Here is a 20,052-nt window from a genome sequence, read left to right as displayed (position 1 = left end):
ATGTCAAACATGGCTGTCGTTTTGCGTTTTTTAGCTTGCGAAGTGCTTTTGATTGCATGCAAGCTCTCTGACAATAATGGAAGTCATAAATTGACTTCCATTTGCTCGTTTATTACTATATTTAACTTCCGTCTTTGCATCTTGGCTCAATAGCTCCATGTCAAATTCTCAATTTTTCCATTCGTTCCCAGCTGTAAGGGGGGTTCAGGCTGGTAAGCCATGCTACATAGCAATGTGCCCAATGCGCATCATTCCAACGCTGTTCAAATTTGACGAAGAAGAAGTACCCCCAGAGTTAAGAGCTCAACGTTCACTTAACAAAAGCAGAATACCCGAAATTGCGGCTTATTTAACCGACAATCCTAACGATTACACATTATCGTCTTTAACAGCATCAGTTAACGCACTCGTCACTTTTAACCCCATCGGTGACACTGGTTCAGGACAAAACATGGGAACACTACTGATCCCGATGGACGCACAAATTCTTATTAATGATGGTCAACACCGTCGAGCAGCTATTGAGCAAGCCATCAAAGATAACCCTGAACTCGGTTTCGATAACATTTCAGTTCTTTTCTTTATTGATGAAGGTCTTCAGCGTAGTCAACAAATGTTTGCCGACCTTAACAAGCACGCAGTTAGACCTAGCGATTCGATTAGCACTCTCTATGATTATAGAGACACTTTCTCGGAATTGGCTAGAAATTTGGTAAAAGATGTTGACATCTTTTCACGCATGACCGAGATGGAAAAATCAAGCATCTCGAATAGAAGTTCAAAATTATTCACTTTAAGCAGCATCAAATATGCAAGCAAATCACTTTTGAACAAAGGGAACAAAGATTCAATTAGTGAAGATGATAAATATTTAGCTATAGCATTCTGGACCGAGGTAAGTTTAAACATGCCCGACTGGATCAATGCAAAAAATAAAATAATCCTTACTCACGAATTAAGGGAACAATATATACACTCCCATGGCGTTATGCTCCAGGCTATGGGGAACATCGGAGCAGATTTACTAATCAATCATCACAGCAATTGGAAAGATAAACTGAAGAATTTAAACAATATTGATTGGTCTCGTCAAAACAAGGATTGGGAAGGTCGTGCGTTAACACATGGCAGGGTCAGTAAGGCGCGTACTAATGTGTTATTAACTGGCAATTATATAAAACAAAAAATCGGTATTCCATTAAATAATATCGAAAAACAGATAGAAAAAGAGTTTAAAAAATGACTTCAGAAAATTTTATATATGCAAATCATCAATTAATGATTGAAGATTTGAAAATATCAGGTCGTAAACTTTCTGAGATTATTGAGGAAATTCAAAAACTTTATTTGTCTGATAATCGTCCATGGATAATAGGATTTAGTGGCGGAAAAGATTCAACCACAATTTTGTCTCTTGTCTATTCTGCTATTATAAATTTGCCTAAGGAACAACGCAATAAACACATCTATGTGGTTTCATCTGATACCTTAGTCGAAACACCCGTTGTTGTTGATATGATCCTATCAACGCTTGCAACTATTAATACTCAAGCCATCGTAGATAATTTACCTATATCTGCTCACCCAGTACGCCCAAAGCCCGACCAAACGTTTTGGGTCAACTTGCTTGGTCGAGGTTATCCTGCTCCAACACAGTCCTTTCGATGGTGTACTGAAAGGATGAAAATTAATCCTGTTAGTGATTTTATTGTCGATAAAGTGGCGGCATTCGGTGAAGTGATTGTAGTCCTAGGTTCACGTTCTCAGGAAAGCGCTTCACGAGCTCAAGTCATTCAGAACCACCGAATTGCTGGCTCTTTATTATCGCGCCACACTTCTTTACCAAACGCATTCACATATATGCCAATTGCAGATTGGTCTGCTGATGAAGTTTGGGAATACTTAATGAGTGCTCCTTGCCCTTGGGGTGGAACAAACCGTATTTTATTTGAGTTATATAAGGGTTCTAACGCAGGAGAATGTCCTTTAGTTATCGACACTAGTACACCATCATGTGGTAATTCACGTTTTGGCTGCTGGACTTGTACTGTTGTTACAAAAGATAAAGCAATTGAAGGATTAATTCAAACTGGTGAGTCATGGATGCAACCAATATTAGAATTTAGAAATGAGCTGCATTTTTCAACTTTACCGGAAAACAAATCTTCTTACCGTAACTATAAAAGAAGAATTGGAAAAGTTAGCTATATAAAAGGGGATATTACGGAAGATCAGGACAATGAAGTACGTTTTATACCAGGCCCTTATTGGATGAAGATCAGGAAAGAATGGCTAAAGAAACTACTAGATATTGAAAAGGGAATTCGTGATTCAGGTAGAGATATCTACCTCATTCAACCGGATGAATTACATCAAATTCGCCAGTGTTGGTTAAGTGATCCAAATGAGCCTGACTGGGCTGATTCATTGCCTGCAATTTATCGAAGTGTTTATACCAAAGATCTTAACTGGGTTGAAAATGATGCCGGTGCATTCACCGAACCCGATGCAAAATTATTACATGAAATTCAAGAAGACTCTGGTGCCCCTGCCGAAATGGTAATGAAGCTCATTGATCTTGAACTTGCTGTGACTGGCTTAAGTCGTCGTACAGGAATTTTAAACAAAATAGAAAGCGTATTGAAGCAAGATTGGGGATCACTCGAAGATATCAACCAGATACAACTAAATCCAGCGCGAAAAAATATCTATAAAGATAAGCTTGAATTGCTTAATAAGCGGTATGAGGAATTAAGTAAATGATTTTAAAATCGTTAAAAGTTGTAAATTTTCGTGTTTTCAATGGAACGCATGAATTTGATTTAACTCCTAGGCTGCGCCATGGAATACAACTACCTATTATTTTGTTCGGCGGATTGAACGGTGCTGGTAAAACAACTACTTTAACAGCCATCCGCTTGGCCTTATATGGTCGCCAATCATTAGGTGTGGGAACTACTCAGAATGAATATCATCAGTTTTTAGTCGACTCTGTTCATCATTCTAAAGTTACTGGCATTCAAGCGCACAATGCATCTGTTGAGCTAGTCTTTAGTTATGCTCATCTCGGTGTTATAAGTCATTATCATGTGCAACGTTCATGGACAATTACAAACAGTAACGTAGCTGAGTCTCTAATAGTTCTTCATGACAATCGGCCAATCCAAAACTTAAGCTATGAACAAGCACAAGGCTTTTTAAATGAACTCATCCCAATTGGCGTCTCTGATCTTTTCTTTTTCGATGGAGAAAAAATAGCCCAGTTAGCTGAAGATAATGATGGAAATGCATTAGGCCAATCAGTTAAAAAACTCATTGGTCTGGACATTGTTGAAAAACTTATAGCGGACATTACTGTATATATTAGAAATCAAAATAAACACAGAATGTCTGACGATATCAAGGCGAGAATTATCAACCTGGAACAACTACTCGACACACAAGAACAGCTCATTGAAATTGAACAAAATGAGTATGAGTCTCTTAAATTGTTATTAGACAAGGCTTCTAAAAACGTCGATCAGTTAACGAACAATCTCAATGCACATGGCGGTGCCTGGGCTGCGTCACGAGAAGAAGAAATTAAAAAAATATCAGGATATAGTGCAGAAAGAGATTTGTTAAACACACAAATAAGAGAAATAATTTCGGAAAACTTCCCATTTTCCATTGCACCTGACTTTATATCACTTTGCCTTGATCAATTGGACAATGAAAAGCAATTAAAACTAAACAATTCTATTGCATCTGTTTTAGTTGATCACATTGAATCTCTTAAAACAAGACTATCATCGATAGTTGATGGCAAAACTATGGCAGTTTTAACTAAGGAAATTGACAAAGAATTTGTAGAACTCACTTCGGCTCGGACCGATCTTCAGCTTATTCATGATGTATCAGATACGATCCATCAAAAGATATCTGCCATTTCCTTAGACTCCATAAATTATAAAAGGAAAAGACTTAAACAACTAGCTAGCAACTTAAGAGCTGTCAATCAAAAAATTGATGAGGCAGGAATCAATATAGCGCGAGCTCCCGATAAGGGATTGTTGAATATCCGCTTACAAGAGTTAAGTGAAGCTCAGTCACAACACGTCAATTTGGTTGCCCAGGCATCTCAGCAAAAAGAAAAGATTCGAACGCATCTTCGCGAGGCGATAAAAACCGTAAGAGCATTAGAAAAGCTTCATGACAGTTTTGTTTTCTCAGATGACAATGATAGAGCGCTAGATTATGCCCATAAAGCAAAAAATGCGCTGACCCAATTCGCAGAGCGTGTTGCCATCAACAAAATAAAGAATGTAGAAACTGAATTTATTAATTCTTTTAAACGTTTAGCAAGAAAAGAAGACATTAACATCAAGGCAAAAATTGAACCACATGCTTTTTCAGTAAAACTACTAAATGATTTTGGCAATGAAATCCCAAAAGAAAGTTTATCTGCTGGGGAACGTCAAATATACGCTGTCGCTATGCTCGATGCATTGGCGAAAACGTCAGGACGAAAACTGCCCATTATTATTGATACTCCATTGGGACGACTTGATTCAAAGCACCGTAAGAAACTTGTGGAAAACTATTTTCCACGTGCTAGCCACCAAGTTATTATTCTTTCTACAGACACAGAAATTGGCGAATCTTATCTAGCTTCTCTAAAACACCATATTTCTCATTCTATTATGCTTGACTACAGTGCTTCACAGGGAGCAAGTAATATTGAAGAAGGCTATTTCTGGAATTCAAGTGAGATCGCATAAATGATTCCTAATAGAATTAAACTATCAAAAAAAGCAACAGATAAGCTACGTTATTTGAAGACACAAACTGGCTTGACACCAAATATATTATCAAGACTTGCTTTAATGCTTGCTATCAAAGAAGGCAGCGACTTAGCTAATGCTGGTGTTGGTGAATTTGAAGGCGGACAAGAACTAAATGATGCTACTCTTTTTGGTGAATATATTTTTATTTACGATGTTTTAATTAGTCAGTATATCCATGAGAAAAATCTGACACTAAGCGTAGGTGAGGCTATAGTCGCTATGATTGAAATTGGAGTCCATAAGATGGGTCACATTAAAAATCTAGAGCAGTTATGTGATCTGTAACTGATATAAGGTAGTAACATCTAGAGGAATCTGATGCTCCGTTTTGGTAAAATAGACGTTTCGGGTGAGGGGCCATTCGATAGTGGACAATCACTCTCTTTTTCTGATGGCCTAACCCTTATTGCAGGGGGCAACGGGACAGGAAAGACTACAATCGCAAACGCACTTCGTCGAAAGTTTGAATGTAGTGATAATTCATCAGATATTAGGGATATTGCAGATTGGCTTATCTTTCTCGACGACTACGTCGATACTCCATGTGGCGGCGCACCCTGGAGACAATTGGCATTACTCATCTCTTCTCATCATCAGTCATTGATTGCGCCAAAAAGTTTTGAAGATGATCTAACTAGCAATATCCGTGAAATGCTCAGAGTCAAGGTTGGAAGTGGGTTCAATAAATTCTCAACCAGAGTTACTTCTGTTGAGCAATTGAGAGCGACCATCGCTAACGACGGAGCAGCATTTGTTACTGCCGTCAATGGCGAAGATATTTCAGCTTCTTTCCAAGCAATGGGTGAAAGGCTAGTTCTGTACCTTTCTATCAATGCATCAGTTCGGAAATTGCTGCGCCTAGATGTGCCTTTTGTGGTTGACTCTCAGCTTGGTTGTCTTGACCAATCACTGCTTCATTCTTGTTATAAATTCATTTCGGAAATAAGCAAACAGACAATAATCCTCGAGAGTAATTATGTTGTAGAGAGATTAGGGGAGAAGCCACAACTTCTTATTTCATATCATCCACATACCAATTGCTCTACAATTGAAACAGTAGTATGAAGCTTAGCTTCGACTATTTCCGGGTAATATAATACCGCTTAGCAGGATGGTGAATAACTATATTTTAGCTGCTAATCTCGCTAAATCAGATCAATATGCAGTAGCTGAGTCATTAGAAACAGTGATGCTCAACGTCAAAAAAGAGTTTTTTACCAACCTGTTAGCTAAGACCTAGGATGCCAAACTAATAAACTAATGTCGCAGAGGAAAACCCATTGCCGGAGCACCGGCGACGATTCGCGCTTACGCCATTCACAGATTACGCTCACCCATCTATGGTGTGTAACTGCAACGCCCAAGACAAATAACATGTGAGAATCCTCCTCAAACCCATCAGGTAATCTGTGTTTCAGCTTTAGAGCCGTGGGAACAGTATTCCACCCATCAAGCCCGACATTACGCTAAAGATGACGGCCAAGATGATGATAGCGGGGATCGAGACCAGTACCCGTTATATGTGAATAATCTGTATATCAGAAGTGGTATGACTTTCATTACCTATCTAAAGATTTCTTGAAATCTGTTACCCAATTCGATATGGTCTTTTTTGCTCTAAAGCCGGTGCTACCATTGCTTAGAGTAAAGCCGATTCCAGCTTCACTTCCAGCAGAGTAAACTGCTGTAATTGCGCTTCCCTTTTTATTGCAATACTTTTTTAGTATCGTAGGAAAAAATAATCTGGCATCCGGTTTTCCTTCTTTTTCCCAAATCTCTCTAATACTCTTTTTTAACTCTTTTTCATTGTCATTATTATCGGGATCGTTAATATCTAATTCCTCAAACCAATTTTTTAGAAATGAATCATTTATTGGCCATTTTTCTATCTTTTCTAGGTATCGCCTAAATTCATCCTTATTGATAGTGCAGTCAGAAGACGAACATGAATAGTGTGGCTCTAATATGTAAGTTTGTGGTCTTTTATCATACAAGTTTTTATCGCTTTCCTGGGTAAAAACTATATTGATATTCCCAGTAATCTTCGTTGGGTCAATGTGCTTGATATAAATTCCCTCACGAGCAAGTGGATGTGGGGTTTTATCAAAATATATCCAGCCATCTATATCCCCATAAGCTCTTAGCAAAAAGTTAGCGTGTATTGTGAGCCAAACCCTCGGCCAATTTCGTCAATAGCCTGCTCAAGCTCATCCGGCATAAATGTTTTGAATGGCAGCCATTCATATTTCATTTTATGCCACAGCAATTCAATCCGATTCAACTCAGGGCTATAGGGCGGCAGGAAATAAAATCGAATACCTTTCTCTTCCAGCAAATCCCAATACGGCTTCAGTTTTTTGGCCGTATGAATGGACGCATTATCTAAAATCACCACCAATGGCTTGCTGACGCGTTGGACCAATGCCATCAGAAAGCCAAAAAACCACAGACCATTGACGCTTTGCCACAGCTTAGTCAGCATTAATCGACCCGATGAAAGCAAAGCGCCAATGACGTTCATCCGCTGCGCGCGTTTAGCGGTAATGGCATGAACTTCTCCGCTTTTGGTCCAAGCCGAACGATTCGGTGGTTGTGGTGCAAATCCGGCCTCATCCACATAGGCCAATTCGATTTCGCCGGCTTGCGCTTGCTGAATCAGTGCGGCAATGTCGTGTTGGGCCCGCTCGAAGCGCTCGGGATCACGCTTTTTTTTAAACTGTAACGGGTGCGCTTCCATACATAGCCCATCCGTTTTAACTCGTTCCGCAAGGTGCTGGCGCTAATCGTCACGTCGCATTCCGTCGTTAGACGACTGACCAATGCCCGGCAGTTTAAAGGTTCCGCATCGATCCATTCTTTGAGCCGGCATCGATGCGCGTCAGTCAATTTACTTGGTGCACCACTGCGGGGTTGATCCGGTAAACTGTTCAGCCCATTTCTCCACCACTTCCGCCGCCGCTCCCGTATAGCTTCCGGTTTCACGCCTTGCTGTTCTGCAATCGCAATGACTGTCTGGCCATTGGCTAACATCAAAATGGTCTGTGCCCGCTCCCGTTCTCGCCAATCGCTCCCTTTTTTGATAATTTGCTGGAGCTGCTCTCGTTCGCTTTCGTTCAATTCTATTGCTCTTGCCCGCATTCTGTCGCTACCACCACACCTGAAATCTCGCTATTTTAATGCATGGTGATTTGTTGTTAAGCGCTTAAAATTGCGCTGGAAAAAGGAAATAAACACACGTCGATACTCACCGATAAGGAAATAGACGCTTTTCAAGCCAACTGGATCGTCGTCGCCCAACAAGCCAACACCGACACCGGATTCAGCGGTACGCTGTTCAAAACCCCAGGTTCTAATCCCGAATACGTCATCTCCTTCCGCAGCACCGAATTCGTCGAAGATAACATCCGCGACGGCGGCACCAACAACTCCATTCACGATTACGGCTGGGCCTTCGGCCAAATCAGCGACATGATGAAATGGTTCGACGGCCTGAGAAGTAGCGGCCAATTGCCGGCCGACGCCCATTTCACCGTCACAGGCTATTCGTTGGGTGGCCACTTGGCCACAGCGTTCGCGATGCTGGCTCAAGAACAAGGCTGGATAAATCAAATCGACCATGTCTACCTGTTCAACTCGGCCGGTACTGGTGGCCTGAACAATGGCAACAGCCTCGATCAAGTCATCAATAGGTTTGATCAACTCTGGAACAACGGCCAACCCGACGAAAATTTACTAATGTCGCTTGCCCAAACCGTCGGTTCAGGGCTGTACGATCAAGCCATCACCGCCGCCAATAATGCCGAAGCCGAATGGCGGCGGGTACGAACCTTGACCGACAGCACCGGCGAGCCGAATCAATCTTTTTTAGGTGTCATGGGCGATTGGCGCTTTCATCTGGCGATGAAACTGGCCGCAGAAGGCGCAACTACCGGTGCGCCATTTGGGGCCGCCATTCCTTTTACGGACACGCTCTATGCCAATACGGGCTTGTCGGACAAAATTACCGAAGTCGCCGGCTCGGGTTTTTCGGCCGTCGCGGTCAGCGGTTATCGGCACACCACTGACCAAGCCATCGTGCAGATCGAAGATCAACCCTTGTGGCGAGGCACCCCGGAGCATATCGCCGACTTGATCGACAATTTCAATGCCAGCTTCAAAGCTTTAGCCATCAGTGATCATTGGGATGTCAACGATTTCGGCGATACGCACAGCTTGGTGTTGATGATAGATTCGCTGACGGTGATGGATACCTTCGCGGCGCTTGATACCAGCGTCACTCTGGAGCAATTAAACCGCCTGATCCAATCGGCCAACAATCGCAATGCCAGTACCGAACCCGGCCAGCAGGGCCAATCCGAAGGCAATACACTGGAAATTTTAGTCGACAAACTATACAAAGCCGTTGTCGGTATCGGCCAAGCACCTGAGTTGCATAATGCCACCTATATCGATTCCAAAACCGGTGCCACAGTCAATCTCACCGACGGCAATTCGTGGTCGAACATCGAGTCTCGCAATGCGTTGCACAATAAATTAGCCGAGATTAAGACTGCGATAAAGACCGAGATCGATGATGGCAAAAGCTTTGCGTTAACCTTGCTAAGCGATGCGAACTCATCCGGCATGGTAGCTAAAGCAACCCAAAACGATGCCGAAGGCTTGGCCTACCGTTTTGCATTGGCCGAACTCAATCCTTTCGTCGTGACTGGCCTCGATTATGTGGCTTCAAACGTAAACGGGGCGCTGGATTTGTATAACTCGGCCAATGGTACCGGCGATCTAACCGAGCAGTATCTTAGAGACCGAGCCGCGATGCTAGATTGGAAACTAAAATACGACGGTGGCAAACACGATTATAACGACTTGATTGTAGCCAATTACCTATCTGCAGTCACTCTAGTAACAGCGAGCAATCCAATCATTCCTAGTGCCTATTTGGCAAGTGAAGCTTTCAAGCTTTATAAGGATAAATCCTATAGTGACGAATGGGATACTTTGCAATTTTCAGGCAATTGGACCTATATCGACAAGACTTTACTGGTCGATGGCGAGCCGCTCAAAATTGTTATTGACGACTTAAGCCTATTTTCGGACGATCATCAAATCGTCTTCGGCTCGCAGTCTGGCGAAATGCTTAACGGCAGCAATACCAGCGACAGGCTCTACGGTGGCGGCGGAGACGACCTATTAACCGGCGGCAAGGACAACGATTACCTGGAAGGCGGCCGTGGTAGCGACATTTATGCCTTCATCGCCGGCGATGGCATGGACACCATTCTGGATACCGATGGTCAAGGTAAAATCACCTTCGAAGGGATACAGGCCAAAGGCCAGACCGGCATTGCCGCCAACCAATGGATACATGCCGGCAACACTTGGCAGGATCTCCAACATAGCATCGGTTACAACTTGGTGGTCCGTGCCGATGGTACTCAGGATTTATTGATCGCTACGGCGAGCAATACCTTATTCGTCAAAAACTGGGCCGAAGGCGAATTGGGTATCAATTTGGCCGCCGGTCAAGCGCCCGCTGCGCCAAATGGTTTGAAGCTGTTCGGCGACCTCAAACCCCTAGACCAAGACCCCAATATCGCTGGCATCCAGATCGGCACCGATGCTCTAGGCAACGTCATCGTCGGTACCGAAGCCGATCCCGGCCGGGAAGACACGCTTTACGACGATACCGGCAACGATTTGCTGGAAGGCTATGCCGGCAGCGACATCCTGCTGGCCAATCGCGGCGGCGACAATCTGCTGTACGCCGACCAACAACAAGACTTCCAAACGCTCTACAACCAAGGCCAAACCGCAACGGGAACGGGACAACGCGGCGACCTGTTGAGCAGCGGCACGGGCAACGATCAACTCTATGGCAGCACCGGCCAGGATATATTGGCTGGCGGCGATGGCGCCGACGTGTTGGTGGGTGGGGGCGATGACGACATGCTCTACGGCGACGGCGGTATCGCCAACCCAAGCGGCAGTTGGTCCGAGGCCCAAGTCGCCGAGCTGGACGAAGACGGTGTGGTTCATCACCGCAAGCAACTCAACGGGGCCGTCGTTCAGGCGGCGGCGTTGGGTGGTAACGACATTCTGTACGGCGGCAACGGCAACGACCTGCTGGACGGCGGCCAGGGCAACGACGTGTTGGACGGCGGGGCCGGCCGCGACATCCTGCAAGGCGACCTAGGTAACGACGTACTGTACGCCGACGAACAAAACGCCGAAGCGGGGTTGGGCTCGGTCCCGGCCGATCGTTTGGGCGACTTTCTCAGCGGCGGTAGCGGTGACGACATGCTGATCGGCGGCGGCGGTTCCGACGCGTTGATGGGCGGCGAAGGTAGCGACTGGCTGGAAGGCGGCGCCGGTAACGACATCATTTTTGCGGATGCCGACTACACCACCCAAACCAACGATTGGACCTTCGCCAAAACCGACCAGACCTACCCCTTCGCCGACTCGACCCGGCCCAACCTGAACGGCGTCGGCCTCGGTCCGGTGAACGGCGCACTCGATACCGAGACGGTAACCAAGCGCCGGAATGCTGCAAACGAGGCCGCTTGGCCGCTAGCGGCGCGATCCAGAAAAAGCGCGTAAATGCGCAAGCTGTTGCAAAAAACGAAACGAATGGTACTAAAGGGTTATGGTAACGAGTTAACCTGTTAGACAAAATCGACCGACCCTGCCAAGGGGTCGTGTCAGAACCAACGGCGACGACCTGATAACGGATGTTCCGCAATTGGACAAGCATCATCAATGGAAGCGATTAAAAAATTGATGGAGATTTATATGAATTTGAATAGTTTGAAAATATGGCGTAATGCCCGATGGTTATTGCACCTTACGGCCTTGACAATGACGGAAAGATAGAAACAGCCGTTCAGGATGGTTTTTTCCAGGGTATGGTCTACGGTGCCAGTTCATTTTCTGTCTATCCCCTCGGTACACTGAACATAAAAGACCTAATAGGCGCCACGATATATAAGCAAAGAAATGTACAAGGCATTAGATTGATACATGGCGCAGAGAATATTCCGACCATCAAATGGCATTCACTTCGTCCTTTTATTCTGGATAGCGTTACTTATTTGATTGGCGCTCGTTTTGAAACGCCCTATGACGATTTTGAGCCCAATCACATATACAAAGACTATATGGATATATTGAAATACATCAAAGGGTCTCGGTTTGTGAAAGGTAGCGATCAACCGCTATTAGAATTTGAGACCATCTGCCGTATTCGTATGGCTGAAGAACGTTAACCATACAAAGGAAAATAACCATGTCACTGACCACATTCAATACCAGTTATATAGGAAGTGGCTATATGATGTCTTTAAAAATATTGTGTATTTTTTTTATTCTTGCGCTCTTCAATCTATGTTATGCGGATCAGCATAAAAATACATGTAAAGAAATCCATGACAAATTAGTGCATCGACAGAATAAAAAAGATCGGGCCAACTTTATTCTAGCTTATCAGCAAATAAGACCTGGAGAGGATTATTATCAAGGCATTGATATCGAAGGTGATGGCATTGACGATTCTATTATAAGGAGCTGTGGCGCAGGCATTAATGGTCTTTGCTCTTTATATGTCAATCTTTCTAGTGGGAAAAAATATGAACTAGAAGAGGCAAAGTTTTTTCTAATTCGCGTAAATAAAAAAATCTATGTTTTAGTTGGTGAGACGTCAGAAGCTGAAAAATATAAGACTGGAAAAAGGAATGTATACAGTATAAGCGACGGCGGAATAAAGATAATTTGCGATGGCCTTTAAAATAGAATTTTGGAGTTTTTATGATTAAATACAGTTTTTTTCAAAATACACAGGATTATGTTGACGCTGTAGTTGATGTGATCAGTCGAGCCGAGGGATATATTCAATATGTTAAAAATATTGGAGATGGGAAAGCTACTATAGGTTATGGATATACGTTTGAGCGTAACGATAATGTTACTATCTGGAAAAATGCCAACATTACATTAAGTGATGAGCAATGGGTAGTTCTAAAGAAAATCGATTTGGAACCAATCCTTAGCCAAAAAACAACAATTGCCATCTCTGAATTTAGCAAAAACTTGACTAATTTAGAGGCGAAATTACTGCTCGGCCAAACTTATCAGAATTATGAGTCAGCCGCAAACGAACTTGCTGTGCCCCAATCATGGGAGCGTGTTGCATTGGTTTCAATAACATATAATCGTGGGTTGCCAGCTATTCATAACAAAATGCAAGGTTTTTACGATGCGATTTATGCAGATGACAGAGCAGAGGCTTGGTTTCAAATACGCTATAACGCTCAAACTTCAAATCCCAATTTTGTCGATGGTATAGCCAAACGCCGCTATTACGAATCCGAAATATTTAGTCTTTATGATCCTGATACCGTAGACGAAGCTCAAGCCAGACAAATCTACGCCATGTATAACCGGCATCATGACGATATTCTAAATTATGAGGCCACTTACGGCAGTCAAATTAGTAACGCTAATCGAGATTACCATTTATCACCAGATAACGCCGTTCAAACCCTAGAAAACAGCCTACAGAAAGCCGCCAGCGTATTGATTGGGCTTTATCTCCCCGATAGCCTGGGTGATGCCATCAACCCGTTGGACATTCAACTTGCCACTGAGCAACAGTTGGATTTGATTGGTGCCAAACGCGATGGTTATCGAATCAATGTCGGTGCGGATCAAAACGACCTCCTCATCGGCAACAACCAAGCCAACACCCTCCAAGGCCTGGGTGGGAGCGACATTTTAGTCGGCAACGGCGGGGACGATACGCTGATTGGCGGCACCGACAGCGACACCTTGCTGGGCGGCGAAGGCAACGACATCTATGTCGTCAGCCAAGGCGACGGCTTCGATACCCTGATCGACAGCGACGGCCAAGGCCATCTCTATTGGAGCTTGACCGACATACAGGGCGACGGCAACACCGCCGCCGATAAATGGAAAAAGTTCAGCGCCACCACCTGGCAAGACCAAACAAACCTCCAAGACACCATCACTTACCACTTACAAACCGAGTCGGACAACACCCAGACCTTGTACATCCTGCGTAAGGGAGATGCCGTCAAAATCCTAAACTGGCATCCGGGCGATATAGGAATTACCCTGGGCGATGGTGCCGGGCCTGGCGCCGCAGAGTACACCTACCTCGGCGACCAGCGCGCGCCGCTTACGGGTTCTCCCGGTGCGTTAACCTACAATTGGGGGACGACCTCCTGGTCGGTCGACGGGACGCTGACCGGCGGCGTTTCCGAACAAGACTTCAGCGATGTGATTTACGGCGACCAGCATGCCGCCAGCGACAAAGACTTCATCAACGGTCTGGGCGGCAATGACGCGCTGGATGGCCGGGGCGGCAACGACCGGATCGACGGCGGTGCCGGCGACGACTTGATTGGCGGCGGGTCCGGCTCGGACACCATTCATGGCGGAACCGGCAACGACGAAATCCTCAGCGCCACAGGCTTAAACGCACCGCAACGCACTGGGCCTAACGATGTCTGGCAAGCGCCCGCCGGGGAAACCATCTGGACCCTGGGCAGCACCTGGGGAATTTACGATAGTGGTAATAACTCCTCTATCATTAGCGGCGGCGGATCATTAACGCTGGACGATGCCCCGGATGTGGTTTACGGCGATGCCGGAGACGACGACATTGTTGGCGGCCACGGCGACGATTACCTGGACGGCGGTGAGGATAATGACGCTTTAAGCGGCAATGGCGGCAACGACCTGCTGGTTGGCGGTGGCGGCACTGACTTTCTGCGCGGCGACGGTTCGGTAACCACTGGGTTTTATTCGACCACCCCGGCTTTACTGCACGGCAAGGACTTTCTGGACGGCGGTGCGGGTAACGACTTGCTGTTCGGTAATGGTAACGACGATATTTTGCTCGGCGGCGCCGAAAACGACATCGTGTGGGGCGACGATACGGAAAGCGAGCTGGCCTTGCAATATCACGGCAAAGACTATCTGGACGGCGGCGCCGGCGACGATACCCTCTACGGCAATGGTGGCGACGATACCCTGATCGGCGGTGCCGGTAATGATACGCTGTATGGCGGTAAGGGTTTCGATACCTATCTCATCAACGCCGGCGAAGGTATAGACCACATCATCGATACCGATCCTGAAAAGAACAGCAAAATTATCTTCGGCAACGGCGTGAATTCTAGCGATGTTAAATTGCGTTTGGGTTCGCTGATGCTGGACCTGGGCAGCGGCAATGCCGTACATATCGAAAACTTCGACCAAACCGACGTGTTCAACAGCTCATCGGTCAGCCGCTTCGAATTCGCCGACGGTACCACGCTCAGCATCGAACAACTCTTGGCACGTGGCTTTGATCTGGATGGCACGGATCTCAACGATACAATCATCGGAAGCAATACTGTCGATCGCATAAATGGCTTGAATGGAGACGATGTATTAATTGGCGGAGAGGGTGATGACATATTAGATGGTGGAGGCGGCGCCGACTATTTGCTAGGGGGCGAGGGAGACGATACCTACCTTGTCAACGTGGGTGGTAGCACGCGGATAGCGGATTTTTTCGGCACAAATCGTCTCCAAATCTCCACCGTAACAGGATCTGGCGGCTATTTACCCATAATCAATGTCCAATCCGGCGATTTAGTCGTAGTCAGACCAGATGGTAGTAACGTTCAAGTCCTTCAAGCGTTGTTCGGAACCAATCTGTCGATCAGAAGTGATGACGGTCGTTTAGATATTGCATCCCTGCGTGATTGGGTAGGTACAAATGTCAATCTCTCAATGAACCTCACCGTACAGAACGAGGACGGCAATCTCTTCGGCGGCGCCGGCATGGACACTCTTAGCGGGAATACGAGCGCGAATACTTTATGGGGTGGCAACGGCGCAGATCAACTATTTGGAATCGACGGTAACGACTGGCTGATAGGGGACGACGGTAACGACACCCTGGTTGGCGGCGAAGGCGACGATACGCTGGTCGGCGGACTAGGTGACGATCTACTCATCGGTGGAAATGGCATCGATAGCTATCGTTGGGGTTCGGAAACCGGGAATGATGTGATCGCTTGGCAGCCGGGTGCCGAAAATGATCGCGTGTCATTCAGCGAGGGAATACGGCGTAGCGACATTCAACTGATCCGCCAAGCTAACGGTGACTTCGTTATTCAATTACTCAATGGACCGGAAGCGACGCTAACCCTGGAAGACTGGTTCAATGAAGACGAGTTTATCGGCCAGTTTCAGTTCGCGGACGGCTCAACAATCGACAGTACGGAGCTTGATAATTTACGTCATTCTCGAATAACGGGTGGGGCAAGCGACGATCTGTTACTGGGATCCCAATTTGCTGACACCGTGGAAGGAATGAATGGTGACGATATCCTAGACGGTAGCCAAGGCGACGATACCCTGTTGGGGGGCAATGGCACCGATACCTACATACTAAAGTCTGGCAATATGGGAATCGATACGGTTGTTGAGCAAACGGACGAAACCAGTGTTATCAGATTGGTTGGGTTAAATTTTTCTGATTTGGAAGGGCGTGTTGACGGTAGTTCTTTATTGCTCACCTGGCAAAATGGCAATCAGGGATTGAAACTCGCGGACTTTTATGAATTGCCGCACGAGTGGTTGATTCAAAACCGAGAGGGCGAAACCCAATCGCTCACGGAAGTTTTAGTGACTAATGCGGCTTATAGAGCCTCGATCGAGAAAATTGCTGGCTTAGAAGAAACTTTTGTACTTGATTGGCGGACCAGGGCCGCCGACCGATTGGTAAAGTCTGGTTTCACTCAATTGAATGATGGAACTTTTGAGCAAAAATCGCAAATTCATTTCAATTACGATTTTATTCATTTCACGCCCCCAGCAACTTCACGACCTGACCAGGAATCCGGCTATATCTATACGACCGATTGGTTGAAAACCGAACTGGCTGTCAAAACCGTGATATTAGACGAACTAAGTCAGGCACGGGGTTATGAACAGAATTGGGATTCTGGTGTTTATAGGACAGCGCTTTCAGGATGGAACCGAAACCAATTCGAGGAATTTGAAAATATTTATCGCGAGAATAGAGTTTTAAAATCTGAAATTGTCAATCTTGGCCTCGGCTGGGAAGCTAATTCATTTTTCATCCCCATTGGTGGGACAGTCCACCCTTTTGGTGGAATTGTTGGTCAATATCTATTATCCTGGGAGGAAGTCGAAAATCAGTTTCTGTATCAGCAGCAACACTTTCATGTTAATGCGAGCGTAAACATCTCTGAAGTTTCTGAAAGTACCGGTGGCGAGATCGGTGCGGTTGAGTTAGGCCGTCAGTTACAATCTGGACAAACTTTGCCCTCGCATTTAAAATTAAGGCTTGAAACGATTAATACCGTGAGGAATCTAATTAAAGTTGAGGGAAGTGTAAGCGACGATCATATTGTTATTCGAAACGCACCACCTGCTTTGATTATTAAAGCCGGTGATGGGAATGATTTCGTCGACAGTTGGAATTTTCATGGCGAGGGTAATGAAGAGACCGTGGCGTTTCTTGATGGGGACGGTGGAAACGATACCCTGTTAGGAACGTCGAATGCCGATGTACTGATTGGCGGCAATGGCGTGAATTATTTGCTAGGAAATGGAGGTTCCGATCGCTATGTACTTTCTGCGGGGGGATTTGACATTATCAATCCATGGTTCGAGACTAATTATTTCGTTAGCGTAGCAAGCATTGATGTTTTGGAACTGCCGGATGGCGTGACGCAGCTCAATCTAAAATCGCGCTACAGCGTAATAAAAATTAACGGCGAACGTTTCCAAACCGTGGAATTGAATTGGAATGGTGCGTCTCACGCGGCTATCTTATTACCTGGCGAGAATGCACAATTTGACGTATCTTCGTTCGATACGGTAACCGTTCGTTTCGCCGATGGTAGTACTCTCGGGCTTGACGAATTGTTATCCAGTACGCCGTCATTTTTGGGGTTCTCAGGGGAGTGGGATGAACCGTACTTCGTAAATTCCGATACTTCATTTATCTCAGAGTGGCAGTTACCGTTGCCGACTGCCGAGTTTCGTTTGGGCATGGGAGAGGCCGTAGCGCACAAGTTCTCGGGTGGCGTAGTATTTGATTGGAGAATTGATCCTGAGGATGTGGTATTAGTTAAGTCCGGGAACGATTTATTGATTACATTTAGCGATACTTCCGACTCGTTGCGGTTAGTTGATTGGTATTTTCAAGACGACGAACCGGAACTAATTTTCGATGACGATGAGTGGAGTTATTCCTTTGCGTCGGCGCTTGGTACAACGCTAATGGGCTCGGCGTTAAATGATAATTTAGTATCGCCCGATGATTATTCGTGGACATTAATTGGGCAATTGGGTAGCGACAACATAATTGGCAAAGGGGGCAACGATACATTAGTTGGCGGCGAAGGTAGCGACACCTTAGCGGGTGGGAATGGTGATGACACCTACGACCTGGATGCCTCCGACGGACTCGTGGATTCCGTATTGGAATATGACGGAGAAGGCACCGATACGGTGTACATCACAGGTGTCCAAGCTTATACGTTGACCGCCAACGTTGAAAACGCGATATCCAACGGTACTGGGCTAAGCTTGGCCGGAAATACGTTGGACAATCAACTAACCGGCGACGCCGGCACCAACACCTTGAAAGGCAACGCCGGCGCAGATACGTTGATCGGCTTGGACGGTAACGATACTTACTCAGTCGATAACGCTAACGACCACGTTATCGAGAATGCCGGCGAAGGTAACGACACGGTGTATTCCAGCGTCAGCTACGCCTTGCCCGACAACGTGGAGAATTTAGGCTTGATCGGCTCAGCCGCGATCAATGCTACCGGCAACGGTCTGGACAACATCATCTACGGCAACGCCGCTGCCAATATCCTCAGAGGTGGCGCCGGCACCGACACCTTGCGCGGTGGGCAAGGCAACGATACCTATGAGGTGGACAACGCTGGCGATGTCGTTCTCGAAGCTGCCGGCGAAGGTAGCGACACGGTGTATTCCAGCGTCAGCTACGCCTTGACCGACAATGTGGAGAATTTAGGTTTGACCGGCTCAGCCGCGATCAATGCTACCGGCAACGGTCTGGACAACATCATCTACGGCAACGTCGCCGCCAATACCCTCAGAGGTGGTGCCGGCACCGACACCTTGCGCGGTGGGCAAGGCAACGATACCTATGAGGTGGACAACACCGGCGATGTCGTTCTCGAAGCTGCCGGCGAAGGTAGCGACACGGTGTACGCCAGCGTCAGCTACGCCTTGACCGACAATGTGGAGAATTTAGGTTTGACCGGCTCAGCCGCGATCAATGCTACCGGCAACGGTCTGGACAACATCATCTACGGCAACGTCGCCGCCAATACCCTCAGAGGTGGTGCCGGCACCGACACCTTGCGCGGTGGGCAAGGCAACGATACCTATGAGGTGGACAACACCGGCGATGTCGTTCTCGAAGCCGACGGCGAAGGTAGCGACACGGTGTACGCCAGTGTCAGCTATGCCTTGACCGACAACGTAGAGAATTTAGGTTTGACTGGCTCAGCCGCAATCAATGCTACCGGCAACGGTCTGGACAACATCATCTACGGCAACGCCGCCGCCAATACCCTTAGAGGTGGCGCCGGCACCGATACCTTGCGCGGCAGTACCGGCAACGACACCTACGTTCTGGGCCGGGGCTACGGTGCCGACACCGTGGTCGAGAACGATGCGACGGTGGGTAATACCGATGTGGCCCAGTTCCTGACCGGCGTGAGCGCCGACCAGTTGTGGTTCGTCCATGCGGGGAACAACCTGGAAGTCAGCATCATCGGAACTTCGGATAAGCTGGTCGTGCAAAACTGGTATAGCGGCAGCGCCAACCACGTCGAGCAGTTCAAGACCACGGACGGCAATTTGACCTTGCTGGATAGTCAGGTCGAGAGTCTGGTGTCGGCAATGGCGGCCTTTGCACCGCCGTCGTCGGGCCAAACCACGTTGCCGACGAATTACCAAACCGCGCTGGCGCCGGTGATTGCGGCCAACTGGCAATAAGCGGCGTCAGCGTGTCCCATCCCCGAGGTCAAGCATCTCGGGGATGGGGCGTTGGGGCGCCAACTTTGGTTGAATGAGTTCCCAAGAATCCCTTGGTTCCGCGCTCGAGAATGACGCTCGGTGTGGTTGAGCGCCGCCTCGTTTG

13 protein-coding genes are annotated in these 20,052 nt (G+C 46.6%); 9 read left to right on the top strand and 4 right to left on the bottom strand.

Annotated features, from left to right (window positions below; all coding sequences use genetic code 11):
* Positions 1-157: 157 nt before the first annotated feature.
* From dndB to ACQE3E_RS17620, 5 genes are read left to right on the top strand one after another with little or no spacing between them, the layout of a single operon-like run.
* A complete protein-coding gene (dndB, locus tag ACQE3E_RS17640; protein ID WP_427500886.1) occupies positions 158-1,243 on the top strand; it encodes a DNA sulfur modification protein DndB in 1,086 nt (361 codons plus the stop codon).
* Positions 1,240-2,763 (top strand): DNA phosphorothioation system sulfurtransferase DndC, encoded by a 1,524-nt coding sequence (dndC, locus tag ACQE3E_RS17635; RefSeq protein ID WP_427500885.1) that lies wholly within the window; start codon positions 1,240-1,242, stop codon positions 2,761-2,763. The genes dndB and dndC overlap by 4 nt, the downstream gene beginning before the upstream one ends.
* Positions 2,760-4,760, top strand: a complete 2,001-nt coding sequence (gene dndD / locus ACQE3E_RS17630; protein ID WP_427500884.1) for a DNA sulfur modification protein DndD — start codon at positions 2,760-2,762, stop codon at positions 4,758-4,760. The genes dndC and dndD overlap by 4 nt, the downstream gene beginning before the upstream one ends.
* A complete protein-coding gene (locus ACQE3E_RS17625) occupies positions 4,761-5,111 on the top strand; it encodes a DndE family protein (RefSeq protein WP_427500883.1) in 351 nt (116 codons plus the stop codon). It begins immediately after the preceding gene.
* Between the two features lie 33 nt (positions 5,112-5,144).
* Complete coding sequence (locus ACQE3E_RS17620; RefSeq protein WP_427500882.1) at positions 5,145-5,891, top strand: AAA family ATPase; 747 nt, start codon at positions 5,145-5,147, stop codon at positions 5,889-5,891.
* Between the two features lie 494 nt (positions 5,892-6,385).
* Here ACQE3E_RS17620 and ACQE3E_RS17615 read toward each other — a convergent pair whose 3' ends face one another.
* The 4 genes from ACQE3E_RS17615 to ACQE3E_RS17600 are packed head-to-tail and all read right to left on the bottom strand — an operon-like array spanning position 6,386 to position 8,543.
* On the bottom strand, positions 6,386-6,973 hold the full coding sequence (locus tag ACQE3E_RS17615) for a hypothetical protein (RefSeq protein WP_427500881.1): 588 nt from the start codon (positions 6,971-6,973) through the stop codon (positions 6,386-6,388).
* Positions 6,967-7,563, bottom strand: a complete 597-nt coding sequence (locus tag ACQE3E_RS17610; protein WP_313728407.1) for an IS630 family transposase — start codon at positions 7,561-7,563, stop codon at positions 6,967-6,969. The genes ACQE3E_RS17615 and ACQE3E_RS17610 overlap by 7 nt, the downstream gene beginning before the upstream one ends.
* On the bottom strand, positions 7,482-7,964 hold the full coding sequence (locus ACQE3E_RS17605; protein WP_313728406.1) for a helix-turn-helix domain-containing protein: 483 nt from the start codon (positions 7,962-7,964) through the stop codon (positions 7,482-7,484). The genes ACQE3E_RS17610 and ACQE3E_RS17605 overlap by 82 nt, the downstream gene beginning before the upstream one ends.
* Positions 7,965-7,994: 30 nt before the next feature.
* Positions 7,995-8,543, bottom strand: coding sequence for a hypothetical protein (locus ACQE3E_RS17600; RefSeq protein WP_427500880.1), 549 nt, complete (start codon positions 8,541-8,543; stop codon positions 7,995-7,997).
* 18 nt (positions 8,544-8,561) lie between these two features.
* On the opposite strand from ACQE3E_RS17600, the gene ACQE3E_RS17595 reads away from it, so the two are divergent.
* The 4 genes from ACQE3E_RS17595 to ACQE3E_RS17580 all read left to right on the top strand — a co-directional run bounded on the left by ACQE3E_RS17595 (position 8,562) and on the right by ACQE3E_RS17580 (position 19,907).
* Positions 8,562-11,423 carry a calcium-binding protein gene (locus ACQE3E_RS17595; RefSeq protein WP_427500879.1) on the top strand — a complete coding sequence of 954 codons (2,862 nt, stop codon included), beginning with the start codon at positions 8,562-8,564 and terminating at the stop codon, positions 11,421-11,423.
* A gap of 230 nt (positions 11,424-11,653) precedes the next feature.
* Positions 11,654-12,088, top strand: coding sequence for a hypothetical protein (locus ACQE3E_RS17590; RefSeq protein WP_313729573.1), 435 nt, complete (start codon positions 11,654-11,656; stop codon positions 12,086-12,088).
* A gap of 20 nt (positions 12,089-12,108) precedes the next feature.
* Positions 12,109-12,606 carry a hypothetical protein gene (locus ACQE3E_RS17585; RefSeq protein ID WP_313729574.1) on the top strand — a complete coding sequence of 166 codons (498 nt, stop codon included), beginning with the start codon at positions 12,109-12,111 and terminating at the stop codon, positions 12,604-12,606.
* 20 nt (positions 12,607-12,626) lie between these two features.
* A complete protein-coding gene (locus ACQE3E_RS17580) occupies positions 12,627-19,907 on the top strand; it encodes a calcium-binding protein (protein WP_427500878.1) in 7,281 nt (2,426 codons plus the stop codon).
* Positions 19,908-20,052: the final 145 nt, after the last annotated feature.

Origin of the sequence: Methylomonas sp. MED-D (assembly GCF_050276835.1) — a bacterium.
Classification (GTDB): Bacteria; Pseudomonadota; Gammaproteobacteria; order Methylococcales; family Methylomonadaceae; genus Methylomonas; species Methylomonas koyamae_A.
Note: the sequence above shows the minus strand (reverse complement) of the source record. Positions and strands in the feature narration are given on the sequence as shown.

Excerpts from the sequence above, each read along its gene's own strand:
- dndB (WP_427500886.1), top strand. The coding sequence starts at position 158 with ATGTCAAATTCTCAATTTTTCCATTCGTTCCCAGCTGTAAGGGGGGTT.
- dndC (WP_427500885.1), top strand. The coding sequence starts at position 1,240 with ATGACTTCAGAAAATTTTATATATGCAAATCATCAATTAATGATTGAA.
- dndD (WP_427500884.1), top strand. The coding sequence starts at position 2,760 with ATGATTTTAAAATCGTTAAAAGTTGTAAATTTTCGTGTTTTCAATGGA.
- ACQE3E_RS17625 (WP_427500883.1), top strand. The coding sequence starts at position 4,761 with ATGATTCCTAATAGAATTAAACTATCAAAAAAAGCAACAGATAAGCTA.
- ACQE3E_RS17620 (WP_427500882.1), top strand. The coding sequence starts at position 5,145 with ATGCTCCGTTTTGGTAAAATAGACGTTTCGGGTGAGGGGCCATTCGAT.
- ACQE3E_RS17610 (WP_313728407.1), bottom strand. The coding sequence starts at position 7,563 with ATGGAAGCGCACCCGTTACAGTTTAAAAAAAAGCGTGATCCCGAGCGC.
- ACQE3E_RS17605 (WP_313728406.1), bottom strand. The coding sequence starts at position 7,964 with ATGCGGGCAAGAGCAATAGAATTGAACGAAAGCGAACGAGAGCAGCTC.
- ACQE3E_RS17595 (WP_427500879.1), top strand. The coding sequence starts at position 8,562 with ATGTCGCTTGCCCAAACCGTCGGTTCAGGGCTGTACGATCAAGCCATC.
- ACQE3E_RS17590 (WP_313729573.1), top strand. The coding sequence starts at position 11,654 with ATGGTTATTGCACCTTACGGCCTTGACAATGACGGAAAGATAGAAACA.
- ACQE3E_RS17585 (WP_313729574.1), top strand. The coding sequence starts at position 12,109 with ATGTCACTGACCACATTCAATACCAGTTATATAGGAAGTGGCTATATG.
- ACQE3E_RS17580 (WP_427500878.1), top strand. The coding sequence starts at position 12,627 with ATGATTAAATACAGTTTTTTTCAAAATACACAGGATTATGTTGACGCT.